We start from the raw sequence: 19,047 nt of genomic DNA, 5'->3' as shown, positions 1-19,047 counted from the left end.
TCGAGACTCGCGACTTCGTCGCATGCGCTTCGACGACTCGGACGCGAGACGGGCCGCGAACTCCTCGCTCGTAAGACTCGCTCCGTGGTGGTTGGTGGTGGCGGGGCGTTCAGCACCTGGCGCACGCATGCGGGAAGGGCGCCACTCACACCTACGACGCACACGCTTCGACGACTCGGACGCGAGACGGGCGGGGCACTCCTCGCTCGCAAGACCCACTCCGCCGTGGTCACCGGTGGCGGGGCGTTCAGCACCTGGCGCACGCATGCGGGAAGGGCGCCACTCACACCTACGACGCACACGCTTCGACGACTCGCACGCGAGACGGGCCGCGAACTCCTCGCTCACAACACCCCCTCCGCCGTGGCTACGTCGCGAAGCAAGCTCTCGGCATGAGTACCCGGTCTAGTAGACCGGCAGTGACTTGTCGACCTGGTTCGCCCAAGCGACGATGCCGCCTTGCACGTGCGAGGCGTCGGCGAAACCGGCGTTCTTCAGGACCGCGAGCACCTCCGCCGAGCGGATACCGGTCTTGCAGTGCAAGACGATCGGGCGGTTCTGCGGCAGATCCGACAGCGCCTCACCGGAGAGGAAACGATCCTTCGGGATCAGTTTGGCGCCCTCGATGTGCACGATGTCCCATTCGACCGGCTCGCGCACGTCGATGAGCTCGATCTCCTTGCCCGCGTCGAGCAATTCCTTGAGTTCGCGCGCGGTGATGGTCGAGCCCGCGGCCGCGGCCTGGCCCTCCTCGGACACCACACCGCAGAACGCCTCGTAGTCGATCAGTTCGGTGATCGGCTGACGCTCCGGATCGCGGCGCAGCTTGATGGTCCGGTAGTTCATATCCAGTGCGTCGTAGACCATGAGACGGCCCAGCAGCGGCTCACCGATGCCAGTGATCAGCTTGATCGCCTCGGTCACCATGATCGAACCGATGGAGGCGCACAGCACGCCGAGGACACCGCCCTCGGCGCAGGAGGGCACCATGCCCGGCGGCGGGGCCTCGGGGTAGAGGTCGCGGTAGTTGATGCCGCGGCCGTCCGGTGCGTCCTCCCAGAAGACCGAGACCTGGCCCTCGAAGCGGTAAATGGAGCCCCAGACGTACGGCTTGCCCGCCAGCACCGCGGCATCGTTGACCAGATAGCGGGTGGCGAAGTTATCGGTGCCGTCGACGATCAGATCGTATTCGGCGAACAGCTCGACGGCGTTCTCCGGCTCCAGGCGGATCTTGTGCAGCCGCACGTCGATACCGGAGTTGATCTCGAGAATGGAATCGCGCGCACTATCGGCCTTCGGGCGGCCGATATCGGATTCACCGTGGATGATCTGGCGCTGCAGATTGGAAGCGTCGACCTCGTCGAATTCGACGATGCCGAGCGTGCCGACACCGGCGGCCGCCAGATACAGCAGCGCGGGCGAGCCGAGCCCGCCGGCGCCGATCACCAGCACCTTGGCATTCTTCAGCCGTTTCTGCCCGTCAACCCCCAGATCCGGGATGATCAGGTGACGGCTGTAGCGGGCGATCTCGTCCTTGGTCAGCTCCGCGGCCGGTTCGACCAGCGGCGGCAGGGACTTCGGTGATGACACGTCCAGGGCTCCTCGAATCAATTGGCCGATCGCAGTGCGGCGGCTCAGCGCCTAAGTAAGTGAACACCGACAATCGACCCGTTCTTCCCGACCATCGTCTCGCATCAACGACCGAGCACCGCAACCGACCCGCATAACTCGACCAATTCAGCCGCGCGGATAGGGCCAGGGGTTGAAACGACAGCGCTTACCGTCCATCGGGACTACGCCGTCCGGATCGAGCGCCGCGATGTCGTTGTTCTTGGTGCCGAAGGTCTGCTGCATCATCACCGGTGCGAGCCCGCCGTCGGTCTCGCACGGCTGATGTTGGTGATAGCCGATGGCATGGCCGACCTCATGGTTGACCAGATACTGCCGATAGGAGCCGATATCGCCCTCGAAGGCCAGCGCACCGCGCACCCAGCGCACCTCCGAAAGCACCACCCGGCGCAGATCGGCATTGAAGCAGGAGGAGTCGATCGGAATATCGAAACCGCATGCCTTGCGCGAGGATTCGCGGGAGGCGAGCGAAATGCGGAAGTCCGGCTGCCCCTGATCGATGCGCCGGAAGGCGAACTTGGTGTCGTGCGCCCAACTTTTGGGATTGCCGAGGGTGCTGTCGACCATCTTGGCGACTGATTCGTCCCCGCCGAATCCGGAAGTGTCTACGCCGTCCTCGATTTCGACGGTGTACTTGAACTGTAACTCCGCTCCGGTACCCACCTGCCCGGTGGTCCCGGGCACCACATGCCATGTACCTGTGCCGTTTTCGGTGAACGGTCCGCCGTCCGGCAGCGCGCCGGTGGGCAGATTCGTCGGGAAGTGGCCGTCGCCGGGCGGTGCGCCGATAATGCCCGCGGATGCCGCACGTGGGCTCAATCGTCCGAATCCCGGTGCCCCGCCTGCCAGATTCGCCGGATCGCTGACCCCGTGCACCGCGTCCACGATCACCAGCACAGTCACTACAAAAAGTACCGGAAGTGCGTACGCACGCCATCCGTAGGTGCGGATGAAACGACCGAGTGCGCTCTGCTTCTTGGTATCGCGCTCGGGTCTCGATGCGCGGGAACGACTCTCGTCGGGAGCTGTGGGATCCCAGCGGGCCCGCAGCGGTTGATAGGAACGATCGACGGGTGATTCGTACAAGCCGAGGGGGTCATAGATCTCGACGCCGTTCGCGGTGCTCGGTGGCGAACCGGATCTCCATTCGATCTCACCCTCGGCGCCGTCTCGGGCAGCGGCACCGTTTCCGGTGACTGCCCCCGTACGCACCTCGGGGCCTGGCCTTTCCACAGAGCCCGAGACTACGGAACCGGACGCGGCGGAGCCAGCCCGGCGGTGCGCGCTGCGCCCGCCGCCGGGGGATTTTTCCGGTCGGTCGGTCACGTCAACCAGAGTCTCACAGGGCGCAATACCCGCGACGCTGTTGCGCCTGCACGCGCGATCGGCTGCGATATATCTCACCGAATGGACGGCATGTACGGCCCCGATCGGCAGACGCGATACAACCGGGTATCGTTCATGGGATACCCGGTGTACACCCCAATTTGCCGGGGCATCGACTGGGAGAGCCGAAAAATGACTGACCTCGTGGACCGGATGACGTCCCGCAGAATGTCGTCCGACGCCATCGCGCCGACCAAGCGCGGCACCCGGCTTCCGCGCGACGAGCGTCGTCAACAGCTACTCGCGGCCGCCAGTGAGGTGTTCGTTCAGCGCGGCTACCACGCCGCGGGCATGGACGAGATCTCGCAGTGCGCCGGAGTGAGCAAGCCGGTGCTCTATCAGCACTTCGCCAGCAAGCTCGAGCTCTACTTGGCGGTGCTGCAGAACTACGTCGACATGCTGGTGTCGAGTGTGCGTCAGGCGCTGCGCTCGACCACCGACAACCGGCAGCGTGTGCGTGCCGCGGTGCAGGCCTACTTCGATTTCGTCGACAACGAAATGCAGGGCTTCCGACTGGTTTTCGAATCCGATCTGATCAGCGAGCCGCAGGTGCAGCGCCGGGTCGAGCAGGCCACCGAGGCCTGTGTGGACGCGGTCTTCGATTTGGTCGCCCACGATTCCGGTTTGGACCCCTACCGGGCCAGGATCCTCGCGGTCGGACTGGTCGGCACCAGCCAGTTCACCGCACGGTACTGGCTGGAGGCGGATCGGCCGATTCCGAAGGAAGAGGCGGTCGACACCACCGTCTCGCTGGCGTGGGGCGGTCTGTCGCACGTGCCGCTGCATCCGATCAACTGATCGAGCATTCGGACAGCAGAGCCCCCACACTCACCCGAGTGCGGGGGCTCTCGTCTGTCGGTTCGCGGTCGAGCTCAGACCGCCGCGAAGCCGACGCGACCGCCGGTGGCGGCGCCGATCTCGACATAGGCGACCTTCGAGGCCTGGATCAGGAACTTGCGGCCCTTCTCGTCGGTGAGCGCGACGACACCGTTCTCACCGCTCAGCGCACCGGACACCAGCGCCTCGACCTCGTCCGGGGTCTGCCCGCTATTGATCACGAGCTCGCGCGGGCTATCCGAAATACCGATCTTGACCTCCACGGCCAACCTCCGAACCTAGAGTCCTGTGTGCTGTCGATTCAAGGCTAATGCTCCCCCGCCTCGCCGGGTATTCAGCGCCCCACTAAGAGCCACGAAACCCCCGTCGGCGACCGGCGGCCGGATAGCTCGCCAGTACTGGGCGACCCCACGATTTACCCATGTACCTGGGAAATCATTAGCGCTTCCGTGATCCGACAGCGCCGTCGACCGACCACGCGGCTGGCGTTCGCCTGTCGCGAACGTCGTCCCGTTCGCGGATATGCCTACTTGGGCTCGATGAGCTGAATTTCCAGCTCGACCTTGACGGCATCGCTGAGCATGCCGGGCAGCGGGCCGCCGACGCCGAAATCGGTGCGCTTGATGGTGCCGGTCGCGGAGAAACCGGCATGCCGGTCGCCGGTTCCGGCGAACTCCTGGACACCGCCCCACTCGACATCGAGGGTGACCGGCTTGGTGATCCCGCCGAGCGTGGCCTCACCCTCGACCTCGAACGATTCCGAGATCAGCACCGGCTCGACGGCGCGGAAGCTCAGGGTGGGACGGTTGGCGACATCGAGGAAGTCGGCGGTGCGGACGTGATTGTCGCGATCGGGATTGCCGGTGTCGAACGAATCGAGGTAGATGGTGGCGCCGAGAGTGGCGAAGCCCTTGTCGTCGACCACGAACTCGGTCTCGAACTTGTTGAAGCGGCCGCGGACCTTGGAGATGCCGAGGTGGCGGATGGTGAATTCGACCTGGGAGTGCATCGTGTCCAGGGTCCAGGCCCCCGGGGTGAGCGCGGTGGTGGTGGATTCAGCGGAAGATGTCATGCCATAGACCATGACCGGACCGTGGTCCGCTAGCCAGACCGCCGTTATCCTGGACCCGTCAGGGCGCGGATAAACCATCCCAGGACGGGCACGATGAAACGTATGGCACCCAATCTCTTCGCGGAATACCTCATCGCGCGACGCGCCCAATTGCGGCCGGCCGATGTGGGACTTCCCGAGGGCGGTCGCCGCCGCACCCCAGGATTGCGCCGCGAAGAGGTCGCGGTGCGCGCCGGGGTGAGCGCCGACTATCTGGCCCGGCTGGAACAGGGCCGCGATACGAATCCGTCGGGGGCGGTCATCGATGCGCTCGCGCAGGCCCTGCTGATCGAGGGTAAGGACCGCCACCACTTCGGCTGGCTCGCCATCACCTCGAGTAATGAATCCCGTTGCCCGACCACTGAATCCGTGGCCGAACATCCGACGCCCGCGATCGAAACCATCCTGCGCGCCCTGCATCCCACGCCGGCCTTCGTCATCGGGCGGCGACTGAACGTGCTCGGCTGGAATCCGGCGTGGGAGAACATCGCGAAACCCCTTGGGCTGCTCGACGATCCAGAGGTCGTGAATCTGGCCTGGTTCACCTTCGCGCATTCGCGTGCCAAGCAGGTGCTGCGGAACTGGGACGAGGTGGCCGATATTTTCTCGGCCGCGCTGCGGCGCGCGACGATCCGCTGGCCGGGCGAGGACCGCCTACTCGCGCTGATCGATGCGCTGCTCGCCTACCCCGAGTTCGAAAGCCGTTGGCAGCCACAGCACATCGATGACCTCACCACGGGCACGATGCGGTTCGACCACCCGGAGTACGGCCATATCGATATCCCCTTCGAAGCACTGAACGCCGATAAGGATCAGTGCGTCGTTGTCTGGCTCACCGACCAGGCGCAGGCGCAATCGCGCGGCCTGCGACTGGTCCGCGCGGTCAACGAGTAATCAGATTCCCAAGACAGCCATGCGCTCGGCATGGCTGGCCTGCATGCGCTCGAACAGCGCGGCGATGCCGTTGAGGTCACCGGTCGCGGCGAGCACCAGTTCGGTGAGTTCGTCGCGCTGGGCCATGACGTACTGCGCCTGGGTGATCGCCTCACCGAGCAATCGCCGACCCCACAGCGTCAGCCGGTCGCGCTCGGAGCGGCTCGTCGCGACCGCCCGGCGCACCTCCTCCACCACGAATTCGGAGTGGTTGGTCTCGGCGAGCACATCCCGGACCACGGCGGCGACCTCGGGATACAGGGCGCCGGCGATCTCGGTGTAGAAGTCGGCGGCGATACCGTCGCCGACATAGAACTTCACCATCGACTCGAGCCAGGTCGAGGGATCGGTGGAGGCGTGGTAGGCGTCCAGGGCGCGCACGAACGGCGCCATCGCGTCGAAGATGTCCACACCGCGTTCGGCCAGCGCGGACTCCAGCGTTTCGAAGTGGCGCATCTCGGCGGCGGCCATCTTCGCGACGGCCACTTTGCCGCGCAGTGTCGGCGACAGCTTGGCCTCCTCGGCCAGCCGGTAGAACGCGGAGATCTCACCGTAGGCGAGCACCGCGAACAGGTCGATCACGCCCGTTTCGTCGGCGGAAATGGACGAGCCGGACAACGAAACCCCTACCGCTGCAGGTGACTGTGCTCCCATGTCGACACAGCGTAGTCCGGGTCTGTTACATGGCAGCGTCATCCCGGTACATGTCGCGGTCATCTCGGCGAACATCGGGCGCGTTGTTCAGGACAGTTCGGAAAGGAACTTGTCGAGATAGGTCCAGGTGGTGTCGCGCGCGGTTTCGGCGGTGAGGATGCCGAGGTGACTACCCGGTGCGGATTCGTAGCGAACGGACTGAGCGCCGGTGAGGATGCGCTGCCCGGCGGCCACTGCGGCCGCGGGGGTGATGACATCGGCGGGTCCGCCGACCAGCAGCACGGGCACGGTCACCTCAGCCAATTCGATGCGGCGCTTGCCGAGCTGCACGACACCGCGACCGATGTCGTTGTTCAGGATCAGGCGGCCCCACAGCTGGCCATAGAAGCGGCCGGGATAGCCGGGCATCTCGGACATGAAGCGGTCGATGGACTGCATCTTGGCCAGGGTTTCGGTGCGCGCGATATTGCTAGCGACGAACCAGGGCCGGGTGAGTTCGCGGTCCCATGCGGTGACCCTGTAGGCGATTCGGGTCAGCGTGGCCGGAATGCCGCCCGCCGCGCGCACGGCCGTCGAGGTGGCGATGCCGCCGGTGAGTTCGGCAACTGCGCGCAGCTGCGGAATGCCGGTCATCTTGGCGTAATCCAGTGGCGAGCCGACCGCGGTGATCGAGCGGATCGGCAGTTCGGGGTGCGCGGCCGCGGTCAGTAGTGCGAGTGTGCCGCCGATGGACCAGCCGACCAGGTCGACCGGACCGCCGTCGCGATCAGCGGACGTCCGCAGAATCGCCTCGGGCAGGATGTCATCGATCCAGGTCTCGAAGCCCATACGCCGGTCGGCGAAGGTGATTTCGCCGTAGTCGACGATGTAGGGCGCCCGGCCCGTTTCCAGCAGGAATCGGGCCAGGCTCTGATCCGGACGCAGATCGAAGCAGGTGGCGGGTGCGGCCAGCGGCGGCACCAGCAGCACCGCCGATTCCATTGCGGCAGTGGCGGATCCGGTAGTCTCGAAGCGGCGCAGCTGCCGATGCGGGTCGTCCCACAGCACTGTCGACGGGGTAGGATCCGGCGCCTCGACGCCCTGACCGAAGGTCAGCGCCCAGGCATTGCGCGCGGCGATGGTGACGGTGTCGGTGAAGCTCACTTCGAGAATGTCTCACATTCCGTTACCGACGGTAACAGGCAACCCCGATCTATGAGCAATCGAGCACCGCTCAGCCCCGAGTCATGCCGATCGGATTGAGCGGCGGCACCACGCTCTCCTGAACGCGCTTGGCCAATGGCTCGAGCACGTAGGTCAGCTCCGCGATGGCGTCCTGCGACAGCGCCGCCAGTGCACCATTCCAGGCCGCCTCGTCGGTATGGGCCTCGACGCGTTCGAGCAATTCGGCACCGGAACCGGTCAGCTCCGGACTGATCGGCTCTCCCGAGATCAAACCCCGAGCACGCAACTCATCGGCGATATCGGACCACTCCCGCTCCGACCAGCCGCGGGCGGGCCGCATCACCGATTCGGGCGCTTTACCGGCCGCCACCTGAAGCACCAGCGCCTGCGATCCGGACAGACCGTTGGCCACCAGAGCCGCCACATGGCCATCGCCGCGATGTTCGCGCAGCGCGGTGGTGAGCTGCCACAACGCGGCCACCGGATCCTCGGACAGCGGCAATTCCGCATTCGCCGCGAACAGCGGGCGACCGGTCGGATCAGCCGAGCGGGCCACCGGTGCGAGCAATTCGACGGCACGAGCGCAATCGGCGTCACCGGCTCCGGCCCCGCGCAACAATCCGACCGAGAACGCGAGCCGGGACTGCAGGCAGGCCCGCGGCGTCGTCCGGGTCCAGGCATCCGGGATCGCCTTGGCCACCGTGTCCGGGTGGAATCCGGCGAAGGTCGCCAGTACGGTGCCCGCACCCACCGCTCCGAGCGGCGCGGCGCGGAACGCGAAGTAGGTCTGCCAGAAACCGCGCAGTCCGAGCGCGACTCCGGCCTGCTTGACACCCGCACCGAAATACACGACATCATGGATGGGTTCGAGAGTGTGCCAGATTCGACGCGCGAGATGAATTGCCATGTGCCGCAGCGTACGTCGACGGTCGACACATGGAAACGGCGCATTTCGTACGGAAATACCGTGGCCGCCCGTTTCGAGCGATTCGCGAGCAGTTGCTACGCCAAATTCGAACCATGCACATTATCACGCTACAATCTCTGCGGACAACGGAAATTTTCGTCCGTCGAGTCGCCGGATCGTACGGTCGCCCGAGTGTCGCCGACGAGGTTTTCGAAGTCCGGGAATATGTGCGCGCACCAGATCCGCATCACCCTTGCGCCGCGCCGATATCTGCTGAGGTCAGCCGCCGAAACGACGAGCTGCCGCAGGCATCAGGGCAGTGGCCGAGGTGAGTATCACAGGCGGATATGTGGTTGTCGCGGGCCGACCGGTCCGCCCCACACCTCGTGCGCGCGTGACGCGCTAACGAGGAAAGGCACGAACCTGAGCAAGATCACTGTCGAACAGGAACCCGGTCTGGCGGATACGCTACTGACCGCCGAACTGGACGAAACACACACCGCTCCGACATTCGCCGAATTGGGGGTTCGCGATGAAATCGTGCGCGCGCTCGGCGAGATCGGAATCGAACGTACCTTCGCAATTCAGGAACTGACCCTGCCGCTGGCACTCGCCGGCGAAGATCTGATCGGTCAGGCCCGCACGGGCATGGGTAAGACCTTCGGATTCGGTGTACCGCTGCTGCACCGGATCGCTACCGCCGACACCGGGACGACCCCGCTGGACGGCACCCCCCGGGCGCTCATCATCGTGCCGACGCGCGAACTGTGCATCCAGGTCACCAAGGATCTGGAGAACGCGAGCAAGTACCTGAAGAACCACCAGGGCCAGCTGCGCGTGCTCTCGATCTACGGCGGCCGTCCATACGAGTCCCAAATCGCGGCGCTGCGCTCCGGAGTCGACGTGGTCGTCGGTACACCCGGCCGACTCATGGATTTGGCCGATCAGGGCCATCTGATCCTCGGCAAGATCGGCGTGCTGGTTCTGGACGAGGCCGACGAAATGCTGGATCTGGGCTTCCTACCGGATATCGAACGCATTCTCGGCATGGTTCCGACGCAACGTCAGACCATGCTCTTCTCGGCCACCATGCCGGGCCCGATCATCACCCTGGCCCGCACCTTCCTGACCAGGCCGACGCATATCCGTGCTGAGGAACCGCACGATTCGGCCGTGCACGATCGCACCGCGCAGTTCGTCTACCGGGCGCACGCGCTGGATAAGAGCGAACTCGTCGCCAAGGTGCTGCAGGCCGAGAGCCGCGGCGCGACCATGATCTTCACCCGGACCAAGCGCACGGCGCAGAAGGTCGCCGACGATCTGGCCGACCGAGGCTTCGCCGTCGGCGCCGTGCACGGTGACCTCGGGCAGATCGCTCGGGAGAAGGCGCTCAACAAGTTCCGCAAGGGTGCCATCGATGTGTTGGTCGCGACCGATGTCGCGGCGCGCGGTATCGATATCGACGATGTCACCCACGTCGTCAACTATCAGTGCCCGGAGGACGAGAAGACCTACGTGCACCGGATCGGACGCACCGGCCGGGCCGGACGCACCGGTGTCGCGGTGACGCTGATCGACTGGGACGAACTGAACCGCTGGGCCGCCATCGACACCGCCCTGGGTCTCGGCATCCCGGATCCGGTCGAAACGTATTCGCGCTCCCCGCATCTGTTCTCCGACCTCGGCATTCCGGAGGGTGTCAGCGGCACGATCCGCAAGCCGAAGCCGGTCCGTGACGAGGACGCCGAGGTTGTCGAGCGCCCTGCCCGCACACCGCGCACGCGCAATCGGCGCCGCACCCGCGCGGGACAGCCGCTCGACGGTGAAGCCAACGTCATCGAGACCGGCGATGCCGGAACCGATGACGCCGCACCCCCGCTCGACGATGCGACCGACGACGAGACGGCGGATAAGCCCGCCCGTCGCCGCCGCCGCCGGCGCAAGTCCGGTGGTGCCACCGAAAATGGCACGGAGAACGGCGCCGAGCCGAATGACGACGCGAACGTGACCGCCGAGCCGGACTCGGACAGCGATGCCGATGACGCCGAAACCACCGAACAGCCCGCGCGCCGTCGGCGCCGTCGGCGCAAGCCCGCTGGCGAAGCGGCCACGGAAACCGCTCCCGAAACGGTGACCGCCTCGGCATAGTCATCAACACAGGCGCGTCTGTCATGGATAGGCGCGCCTGCGGCATCTCAACCGTCGCGGCTGCGGCGGCGTCTGGCGACACACACTCGCAGGCAAGCACCAACAGGTCCGTCAACAAGCAGACGCGTCTGACATGGTCAGGCACGCCTGTGGCATCTGAGCCGCCGCAGCTGCGGACGCGTCTGGCGACACACACTCGCAGGCAAGCAGCGACGGGCCCGTCAGCAGCAGGCGCTTCTGACATGGACCAGGCGCGCGTGCGGCATCTCAACCGCCGCAGCTGCGGACGCGTCTGGCGACACACACTCGCAGGCAAGCACCAACAGGTCCGTCAACAAGCAGACGCGTCTGACATGGTCAGGCACGCCTGTGGCGTCTGAGCGGTCGCAGCGCAGATGCCGGTGCGTCGCCGATGCCCCGTCGCAGGCGAGTGTCGACGCGGAAATACCGGCAGGTAAGCGCCATTCAACGTGTCGGTGGCCGTCATCCACTGGCGGATGTCCACCGTGAGACCGATCGCATCGGCCGGGCGATACGTTGTAGTCTCGCAAACGTGCTCGCACCCGAGCGGCGAACGCGCGCCGACATCATCTCCGCAGTCGCGATCGCCGTGGTCGTGGTGATCGCGGCCGCGGTGGTGTGGGCGCGCAGTGATGCCAGGGGCACCGAGTCGGTGACGGCGGAACATCCGGTTTCCACTCCGGCGGCGGCCGATCAGGTTCCGACGAGTCTGCACGAGCTGTGGCACGCGCCCGACCCGGCCGCGGACCGAGCGCTGGTGGCCGCCGGCACAGTCGTGACGGGCGCGGACGGCACGGTCACGGGGCACGATCCGCGCACGGGTACGCAAGTGTGGCACTATCGGCGCGACCTACCACTGTGCGGCGTGGAGTCGCAGTTCGGCACCGTGATCGCGGTGTACAAGGACCAGCGCGGTTGCAGCCAAGCCACACTGCTCGCCGGTGAGGACGGTTCGCGCCGGACCGCGCGCAGCAGCTATATGGATCCGGCTGTGCAGCTATCGGTCGACGGCACCTATGTGCTGGCCCAGGGTCCGCGACGGCTGGAGATGTGGCGCTCGGATCTGGTGCGCACCCTCGAATACGGCTACGTCGACGCACCGGTGAACGTGAAAACTCAACCGCGCAAGGGCTGCAAGCTGATCTCGTCGAGTTCGAGCTCTACCCGGCTCGCCGTGCTCGAACGCTGCCCCGAAGATCCCACCAACCGGCTGACCGTGCTCAATCCCGCGCCGAAGGACAATACGGTGCCCGAGGAGTACGGCTCGCATGTGCTCAACGGATCCGGTTCGGACTCACCAGACGGGCGCGTAATCGCGGTGTCCGACAATCGAATCGTGCTGTACCTACCCGGTACCCCCGCCACCGCGACCGCCGAAGCGACATCACCACGGCTGGAGGTCTTCGACGGCACCGGGAACGCGCTTGTGGTGCACCAACTTTCCGCACCGCTGAGCGATAAGACGACAACCACCCGGATCAGTTCGCTGTTCCTGGTGTTCACCGGCAACAGCCTGATCGCCTTGAACGCGGGCACTTTCGATCCGATCTGGGCCGCACCCGGGGCCCTCGGCAGTCCTGTCTTCATGGCGGGCCGACTGCTCGTGCCGGTCGACGGTGCCATCGCAGTCCTCGACCCCACCTCGGGTACCGAGGTCTCGCGCATTCCGGTAGCCCGCCCCGGCTACGACGGCTCCCCCATCTCGCTCGCCGTCCTCGGCACCATGGTGCTGGAAAAGCGCGGCGCCGAGATCTTCGCGCTCGGCTGACCATCGCGAGCCCGCCGTTTCTGTCGGTGCCGGATGCGACACTGACGCCGTGACCGAGCCCGAGACTTCGCCATCGGCATCGAAATCCACGATCACCTCCTACGAGGATGCCGACGCACCGTGGAATCAGGTGTACTCCGACGCGGATATCGCGCACTGGAACGACGGTGTGATCCAGGAATTCCGCGCCAACGGCGGCACAGTCGGCGGCGCCTACGCGGGCAGCGAACTGATCCTGCTCACCACCACGGGGGCCAAGACCGGTAAGCAGCATGTAGTGCCGCTCGGCCTGCTACGCCGCGACGCCACCATGTTCGTGAGTTCGTTCATCGAGGACCGGTACCCGGCGTGGTACCACAACGTGCGGGCCGACCCGCGGGTAACCATCGAGTTCGGAACCAAGACGTTCCAGGGCACCGCGCTCGCGCTGACCGGCGCGGAATACGACGAGTTCGCCGTCTGGGTACGCGAGCACAATCCGCTGCTCGCCGAATACCAGGAAAAAGTCTCCCTGCCGCTTCCCTGGTAGTGCTCGTCCAGGACGGGCTGACCGAAAGTGCGCGTTGATAAGTCCGCGCACGCATGCCGGATCGGCCCCGGTGCGCGGGACCGGGCGAGGGTTTGACCATGATGGAAGTCATGTCCGCACGCGACGATGCCCGACTGGTCCTGCTCCGACACGGCGAAACCACCTGGTCCAGCCAGCGGCGCCATACCGGCCGCACCGATCTGCCACTCACCGAGCGCGGTGCGGAGCAGGCCCGTGCCGCGGGCGAAGTGCTCGATGAGCTGAAGCTGCGTGACCCGCTGGTGCTCACCAGTCCGCGCCAACGCGCTGTCCGCACCGCGGCGCTCGCCGCGCTCATCGATACCGTCGTCGATGACGATCTGGCCGAATGGGATTACGGCGATTACGAGGGCAAAACCTCCGTCGAGATCCGCGAGCACGATCCCGGCTGGACCATCTGGACCGGAGTCGTCCCGGGTGGCGAGACGGCCGCGCAGGTCAGCGCACGCGCCGATCGGGTGCTGGCATCGGTGGAACCTACCCTGCCGGACCGGGATATCGTGCTGGTCGGCCACGGTCATTTCTCCCGGGCGCTGATCGCCCGCTGGGCCGAACTCGATATCCGGGAGGGGCGGCGCTTCGCGATGTCGACCGCCGCGATCACCGTGCTCGGTTACGAACACGACGACCGAACCATTCTGGCGCACAACCTAGTTCCCACAAATCATGGAGCCGCACAATGACTCGCCCCGGCCAGATCCGTCGCGCCACCCCTGCCGATGTACCCGCCATGGTGGGCCTGGTCGAAGATCTCGCCGAGTACGAGAAGTCCCGCGCGCAGTGCACACTCACGGCCGGGCAGCTGGGCGCCGCGCTGTTCGGGCCGTCGCCCGCGGTTTTCGCCCATGTCGTCGAGGACGAGACCGGTGTGGTCGGCTGTGCGATCTGGTTCCTGAACTACTCCACCTGGACCGGCGTACACGGCATCTACCTGGAGGACCTGTACGTCAAACCGGAAACCCGCGGCAAGGGTTACGGCAAGGCGCTACTGGCCGCCCTGGCCGAGGAGGCCGTCGCCAAGGGCTACAGCCGCGTGGACTGGGCCGTGCTGACCTGGAATGCGCCCGCCATCGAGTTCTACAAATCCATCGGCGCCACCCCGCAGGACGAGTGGGTCGGCTACCGGCTCACCGGCGCGGCCATCGATAAGCTTGCCGCCGAAGCCTGGTGAGGGAGTGAGGGTTACCGCACCAACGGATTGGCCGACCACCGCGGACGAGGCCATGGCGATCCAGGATGCCTTGCGGCATCTGGTGATTGCGGCCGATCCGCACCCGCCGCAATTCCGCGCCATTGCCGGGCTCGACTCCGCCTACGACGACGAAACCGGGACAACTGCCGCAGCTGCCGTCGTATTGGATAGTGCCACATTGGATCCCGTCGATTCCGCCATAGCACACGGTGCCGTCGGATTTCCCTATGTGCCGGGCCTGCTGTCCTTCCGTGAACTGCCGCTAACCCTCGCCGCACTCGAAAAGCTCCGTACCACACCGGATCTGCTGGTCTGCGATGGATACGGACTCGCACATCCGCGCCGCTTCGGCTTGGCCTGCCACGTCGGAATCCTCACGGGGACACCGACGATCGGCGTGGCCAAGACGCCGTGGGGCGACTACCGCGAACCCGGTCCGGAACGCGGAGCAGGCAGCGATATCACCATGGACGGCGAAGTCGTCGGGCGCGCGCTGCGGACCCGGCGCGGCGCCAAACCGGTCTTCGTCTCGGTCGGCCATCTCATCGACCTGGACACCGCATGCACCCAGGTGCTCGCGCTCACCCCGCGCTACCGTCAGCCGGAAACCACCCGGCAGGCCGATCACCTGTGCCGCGCGGCGCTGCGGGCCGCCACCACCTGAACTCGACTACTTCGATTCCGGTTCGATCCCGTAGACCTCGGCCATCCAGCGATTCGACGCGGGGGCGAACAGCAGCACCAGCGCGCCAACCACGACAATGCCGAGCAGCGCGCCGAGCAGCGGCTGATGCGAATCGGTCAGCAGCGACCACGTCACCGGAAGCAGCAGCACCTGTGCGATCACCGCGATGGCCCGCCCCCATCGGTGCCCGAGAAAAAGTCCGATTCCGGCCGCGAGGACGGCGCCGCCGAGAATGCCGAACCACGCCGCCGTGCCGTATCCGCTCGCGGCGCTCTGATCGTGTCCGAGCAGGCCGCGCACGATCAGCACGATCGCCACGACCACGGCCACCGCACCCTCCAGCGCGACCAACCCACCCGCGCCGCGCACCGTCGCGGGCACGCCCGCCGAAACCTCGTCTTTGCCGCTGTCCGCCACGTGGCCAAGCCTAGAACGCACTCGGCGGCTTTTCGGACCGGGCCGTGCGCCGATTAGGCTGCCGAAGGTGCGGACGTTGCTGATCGTGAATCCGAATGCCACCTCGACTACGCCGGCGACGCGGGACCTGCTGGCGCACGCGTTGGAGAGCCGGACTCAGCTGACCGTCGCGCATACCCAGCACCGCGGCCACGCGGCGGAATTGGCGCAGTGGGCAGCGACCAACGAGATGGATCTGATCGTGGTGCACGGCGGCGATGGGACGGTCAACGAGACCATCAACGGTTATCTGCCGCTACCCCAGGTCGACGACGGACAGGCCTGGCTGCCGCGCCTCGGCGTGATTCCGGGCGGTTCGGCGAATGTGTTCGCACGCGCACTCGGCATCTCCCCGGATCCGGTCACCGCGACCAACCAGCTCATCGATCTGCTCACCCTCGATCACGATCGCAAGATCGGCCTCGGCCTCGCCGACGATCGATGGTTCGGCTTCAGCGCGGGCGTCGGTCTGGACGCCGATGTCTGCGAGGCGATCGACAACAGCCGCGCCAACGGCCATGCCGCCACTCCCGGTCGCTACCTTCGCACCACCGTCCAACAGTTCTTCAAGTCGAAGCGCAAGGAGCCGAGCGTCCGGATCGAGATCCCGGGCTTCGAGCCGATCAGTGAGGTCCATTACGCCTTCGTAACGAACGCCAGCCCGTGGACCTACCTGAACGCCACCCCGGTGCACACCAACCCGGGAACGGCCTTCGAGACCGGGCTCGGTGTGTTTGCCGTGCGGTCCATGTCGGTGGTCTCCACTCTGTTGCTGGCCAGACAGCTTCTTTCGGCCAATGGAAATCCCAAGTCCCGCAACCTATTTCGTGAAGACGATGTGCCGTCCGTGCATATCGAGGCCAGCGAGCCCATCGGCCTGCAAATCGATGGCGACTTCATCGGAAAACGCAACATGGTGGATTTCACAGCCGTGCCGGACGTGCTGGAGGTCATCGCTCCGCGCCCGAAATGAGCACGAAACGCGCGAAAAAACTCGGTGTTGTGCTGCAAAAACTGGGTAGAGCGAGTACAAAGGACCGGGCAGGTTCCCCTAGGGGTTCCTTGAGAGCGTGAGCTTCCCCACGGTGCACCGGATACCTATTGACATCTACGGTGTTCGTGAAAGCATTCACAAGCAACCGTGCGGAAACATTCGAGTCGCACAAGTGAACGATCCACAAACCATAGGCGCCCTTTTGCGGCGCCCAGCAAAGGAGCAGAGGAATGGACTGGCGCCACAAGGCCATCTGTCGCGATGAGGACCCCGAGCTGTTCTTCCCGGTGGGTAACAGTGGTCCGGCGCTCGCGCAGATTGCCGATGCCAAGCTGGTCTGCGCTCGCTGCCCCGTTACCGCTGACTGCCTGTCCTGGGCCCTGAAGTCCGGGCAGGATGCCGGCGTGTGGGGTGGTATGAGCGAGGACGAGCGTCGGGCGCTCAAACGTCGCAACGCCCGCACACGTACCCGCACCGTCGTCTAGTAGGACGACCAGCGTTACCGGACCTATCAGCCCGGCCCGGTAACGCAGCCAAGCCCGGCACTCAGGTGCCGGGCTCTTTTGTTTGGCCGCGGCTGCGCCGCAGCGTGTGCTGTGTTTTTGGCCGCGCGGGCGCGGCGTGTTCGCGGCCCCCTGGTGTCTCGCGTCCGAGCCGTCGAGACTCGCGCCTGCGGCGCATGCGCTTCGACGGCTCGGACGCGAGACGGGCCGCGAACTCCTCGCTCGTAAGACTCGCTCCGTGGTGGTTGGGAGTGACGGGGCGTTCGGCACTTGGTGTGCGCGTGCGGGAAGGGTGAGTTGTGGGCGCGTGCGCTTCGACGACTCGGACGCGAGATAGGGCGCGAACGGTCGCTCGTAAGACGAGTGCCGTTGCGGTTGCCGGTAGCGGGGCGTTCGGCACCTAGTGCACGGGTGTTGAATGTTTGACTCCTGCGCTTGCGTCGCATGCGCTCGGACCGCTCGGACGCGAGACAGGGCGCGAAAGTCCCTGGTAAGACACGCTCCATTGTGGTCAGGTTTACGTGGAAGTTGAGTTTTATTGCTTGCCAGGCGAATTCGACTCAGCGGCCGGAGCGGCGGCCCAATGGGACTCGCAGTACGGCGTCGGTGCCGATATCGGCACCTGGGTGTAAACCGATGGAGCCGCCGAGTTCGGCGGTGACCAGGGTGCGCACGATCTGCAGGCCGAGGCGGTCGGAGGATTCCAGGCTGAAACCCGGGGGCAGGCCGCGGCCGTCGTCGCTGATGATCACGTCCAGCCAGCGCGCCGAACGCTCGGAACGGATTGTCACCGTGCCGTTTTCGCCCGAATCGAAGGCGTGCTCGATGGCGTTCTGCACCAGTTCGGTGAGCACCATCACCAGCGGCGTGGCGCGTTCGGCGGAGAACACGCCGAGCGAACCCGCCCGGCGCACTTTGATTCTCGCGGTGTGCACGGTCGCGACATCGGCCATGATCGGCAGCAGCCGGTCCACCACCTCGTCGAGATCGACCTCTTCGTCCACCGACATGGACAGCATTTCGTGCACCGAGGCGATCGAGGTGACCCGGCGCACCGATTCGGTCAGTGCGACCTGCGCCTCCTCGTTCTCGGTGCGGCGCGCCTGCAGGCGCAGCAGCGCGGCCACGGTCTGCAGATTGTTCTTCACCCGGTGGTGAATCTCCCGGATGGTCGCATCCTTGCTCAGCAGCGCACGGTCGCGGCGCTTGACCTCGGTGACATCGCGAACCAACACCGCGGCACCGGCGAGTTCGCCGTGCGGGCGCAACACCAGCGTGCGCAGCAGCACGGTGGCACCGCGTGCCTCGACCTCCATGCGGCGCCCGGTCCGGCCGGCCAGGGCGGCCTGGATATCGCCGACGACCTCCTGGGCGTCGAACGGATCGGTGATCAGCGACCGGGTGGTGACGGCCAGGTCCTGACCGGCCAGATCCGACTGCAGACCCATCCGGTGATACGCCGACAGCGCATTCGGGCTGGCGTAGACGACGATGCCCTCGGTATCGAGCCGGATGAAGCCGTCGCCCGCACGGGGGCTGGAGTGCGTCGCGGCGCGGTCTTCGGTGGTCGGGAAGGTGCCGTCGGCGATCATCTGGCACAGATCGTCGGCGCAGGCGACATAGGCGATCTCCAGTGTGCTGCGCACCCGCGAGCGCTGCAGATCGGTATCGCGGCTGAGCACCGCGATGACATCGTCGCCGCAGCGCACCGGAATGGCCTCGCGGATCGCGTGCACTGGATGTGGATGGTAGACGCCCTCGGCTTCGATATCGCTGTCCGCGCGCACGATCTTGCCGGTCGTCAGCGCGTCGAAGACCTGCGGATGATCGGTCTGCGAGGCGCTTCCACCGACGCGGTCCTCCGGATGGACGGTCGGCGCGGTCGTCGGGCGGCACTGCGCGACGCAGACGATATCCGCACCGTCGGTGATCGGTCCCGCACCGACCCACAGCAGCAGATCCGCGAAGGACAGATCGGCCAGCAGCTGCCAATCGCCGACCACCCGCTGTAGATGGTCCACGGCGACGCCGGGTAGGTCGGTGTGTTCGGCCAGCAGCTCGCTCAGTGTCGCCATATTCGATCTACCCGCT

Annotated in this window: 19 protein-coding genes; 10 read left to right on the top strand and 9 right to left on the bottom strand. The window is 66.0% G+C overall.

Annotated elements, in window-relative coordinates; genetic code table 11:
• Positions 1 to 405: 405 nt before the first annotated feature.
• Together moeZ and ACIBG0_RS27955 are read right to left on the bottom strand one after the other, a co-directional pair.
• A complete protein-coding gene (gene moeZ, locus ACIBG0_RS27960; RefSeq protein ID WP_397036233.1) occupies positions 406 to 1,590 on the bottom strand; it encodes an adenylyltransferase/sulfurtransferase MoeZ in 1,185 nt (394 codons plus the stop codon).
• Between the two features lie 147 nt (positions 1,591 to 1,737).
• The gene (locus tag ACIBG0_RS27955; RefSeq protein ID WP_397036231.1) at positions 1,738 to 2,841 is read right to left on the bottom strand and encodes a DUF3152 domain-containing protein; all 1,104 of its coding nucleotides are present in this window, start codon (positions 2,839 to 2,841) and stop codon (positions 1,738 to 1,740) included.
• A 306-nt stretch (positions 2,842 to 3,147) separates the two neighbouring features.
• Between ACIBG0_RS27955 and ACIBG0_RS27950 the strand changes: the two genes are divergently transcribed.
• On the top strand, positions 3,148 to 3,813 hold the full coding sequence (locus ACIBG0_RS27950; RefSeq protein ID WP_397036229.1) for a TetR/AcrR family transcriptional regulator: 666 nt from the start codon (positions 3,148 to 3,150) through the stop codon (positions 3,811 to 3,813).
• A 74-nt stretch (positions 3,814 to 3,887) separates the two neighbouring features.
• Here the strand turns inward: ACIBG0_RS27950 and ACIBG0_RS27945 are convergent, their stop codons facing one another.
• Entirely contained in the window at positions 3,888 to 4,115 is a 228-nt protein-coding gene (locus tag ACIBG0_RS27945) for a DUF3107 domain-containing protein (RefSeq protein WP_364343879.1), read from the bottom strand.
• Between the two features lie 263 nt (positions 4,116 to 4,378).
• A complete protein-coding gene (locus ACIBG0_RS27940; RefSeq protein WP_397036227.1) occupies positions 4,379 to 4,924 on the bottom strand; it encodes a YceI family protein in 546 nt (181 codons plus the stop codon).
• A gap of 102 nt (positions 4,925 to 5,026) precedes the next feature.
• On the opposite strand from ACIBG0_RS27940, the gene ACIBG0_RS27935 reads away from it, so the two are divergent.
• Positions 5,027 to 5,857 carry a helix-turn-helix transcriptional regulator gene (locus ACIBG0_RS27935; protein ID WP_397036225.1) on the top strand — a complete coding sequence of 277 codons (831 nt, stop codon included), beginning with the start codon at positions 5,027 to 5,029 and terminating at the stop codon, positions 5,855 to 5,857.
• Here ACIBG0_RS27935 and ACIBG0_RS27930 read toward each other — a convergent pair whose 3' ends face one another.
• The 3 genes from ACIBG0_RS27930 to ACIBG0_RS27920 form a co-directional block, all read right to left on the bottom strand.
• Positions 5,858 to 6,550, bottom strand: coding sequence for a ferritin-like fold-containing protein (locus ACIBG0_RS27930; protein WP_397036223.1), 693 nt, complete (start codon positions 6,548 to 6,550; stop codon positions 5,858 to 5,860). It lies immediately after the preceding gene.
• 87 nt (positions 6,551 to 6,637) lie between these two features.
• On the bottom strand, positions 6,638 to 7,693 hold the full coding sequence (locus tag ACIBG0_RS27925) for an alpha/beta fold hydrolase (protein ID WP_397036221.1): 1,056 nt from the start codon (positions 7,691 to 7,693) through the stop codon (positions 6,638 to 6,640).
• 70 nt (positions 7,694 to 7,763) lie between these two features.
• A complete protein-coding gene (locus tag ACIBG0_RS27920; RefSeq protein WP_397036219.1) occupies positions 7,764 to 8,621 on the bottom strand; it encodes a hypothetical protein in 858 nt (285 codons plus the stop codon).
• 456 nt (positions 8,622 to 9,077) lie between these two features.
• Between ACIBG0_RS27920 and ACIBG0_RS27915 the strand changes: the two genes are divergently transcribed.
• The 6 genes from ACIBG0_RS27915 (at position 9,078) to ACIBG0_RS27890 (ending at position 14,982) form a co-directional block, all read left to right on the top strand.
• A complete protein-coding gene (locus ACIBG0_RS27915; protein WP_397036273.1) occupies positions 9,078 to 10,769 on the top strand; it encodes a DEAD/DEAH box helicase in 1,692 nt (563 codons plus the stop codon).
• A 553-nt stretch (positions 10,770 to 11,322) separates the two neighbouring features.
• Complete coding sequence (locus tag ACIBG0_RS27910; RefSeq protein ID WP_397036217.1) at positions 11,323 to 12,558, top strand: hypothetical protein; 1,236 nt, start codon at positions 11,323 to 11,325, stop codon at positions 12,556 to 12,558.
• 49 nt (positions 12,559 to 12,607) lie between these two features.
• Complete coding sequence (locus ACIBG0_RS27905) at positions 12,608 to 13,087, top strand: nitroreductase/quinone reductase family protein (RefSeq protein ID WP_397036215.1); 480 nt, start codon at positions 12,608 to 12,610, stop codon at positions 13,085 to 13,087.
• A 110-nt stretch (positions 13,088 to 13,197) separates the two neighbouring features.
• Positions 13,198 to 13,809 carry an acid phosphatase gene (locus ACIBG0_RS27900; RefSeq protein WP_397036213.1) on the top strand — a complete coding sequence of 204 codons (612 nt, stop codon included), beginning with the start codon at positions 13,198 to 13,200 and terminating at the stop codon, positions 13,807 to 13,809.
• Positions 13,806 to 14,297: a GNAT family N-acetyltransferase gene (locus tag ACIBG0_RS27895; RefSeq protein ID WP_397036211.1), complete on the top strand. Its 492-nt coding sequence runs from the start codon at positions 13,806 to 13,808 to the stop codon at positions 14,295 to 14,297. Before ACIBG0_RS27900 ends, ACIBG0_RS27895 begins: the two co-directional genes overlap by 4 nt.
• Positions 14,298 to 14,301: 4 nt before the next feature.
• On the top strand, positions 14,302 to 14,982 hold the full coding sequence (locus tag ACIBG0_RS27890; protein WP_397036209.1) for an endonuclease V: 681 nt from the start codon (positions 14,302 to 14,304) through the stop codon (positions 14,980 to 14,982).
• Between the two features lie 6 nt (positions 14,983 to 14,988).
• On the opposite strand, the gene ACIBG0_RS27885 is transcribed toward ACIBG0_RS27890, so the two are convergent.
• Positions 14,989 to 15,420, bottom strand: a complete 432-nt coding sequence (locus ACIBG0_RS27885) for a hypothetical protein (RefSeq protein WP_397036208.1) — start codon at positions 15,418 to 15,420, stop codon at positions 14,989 to 14,991.
• 67 nt (positions 15,421 to 15,487) lie between these two features.
• On the opposite strand from ACIBG0_RS27885, the gene ACIBG0_RS27880 reads away from it, so the two are divergent.
• Complete coding sequence (locus ACIBG0_RS27880; RefSeq protein WP_397036206.1) at positions 15,488 to 16,432, top strand: diacylglycerol/lipid kinase family protein; 945 nt, start codon at positions 15,488 to 15,490, stop codon at positions 16,430 to 16,432.
• Between the two features lie 251 nt (positions 16,433 to 16,683).
• Positions 16,684 to 16,938, top strand: coding sequence for a WhiB family transcriptional regulator (locus ACIBG0_RS27875; protein ID WP_011211115.1), 255 nt, complete (start codon positions 16,684 to 16,686; stop codon positions 16,936 to 16,938).
• Between the two features lie 578 nt (positions 16,939 to 17,516).
• On the opposite strand, the gene ACIBG0_RS27870 is transcribed toward ACIBG0_RS27875, so the two are convergent.
• A complete protein-coding gene (locus ACIBG0_RS27870) occupies positions 17,517 to 19,031 on the bottom strand; it encodes a sensor histidine kinase (protein ID WP_397036204.1) in 1,515 nt (504 codons plus the stop codon).
• Between the last annotated feature and the right edge of the window lie 16 nt (positions 19,032 to 19,047).

The sequence above is a fragment of the Nocardia sp. NPDC050630 genome, assembly GCF_044457245.1.
Classification (GTDB): Bacteria; Actinomycetota; Actinomycetes; order Mycobacteriales; family Mycobacteriaceae; genus Nocardia.
This window is presented reverse-complemented; position numbering and strand designations above follow the sequence as displayed.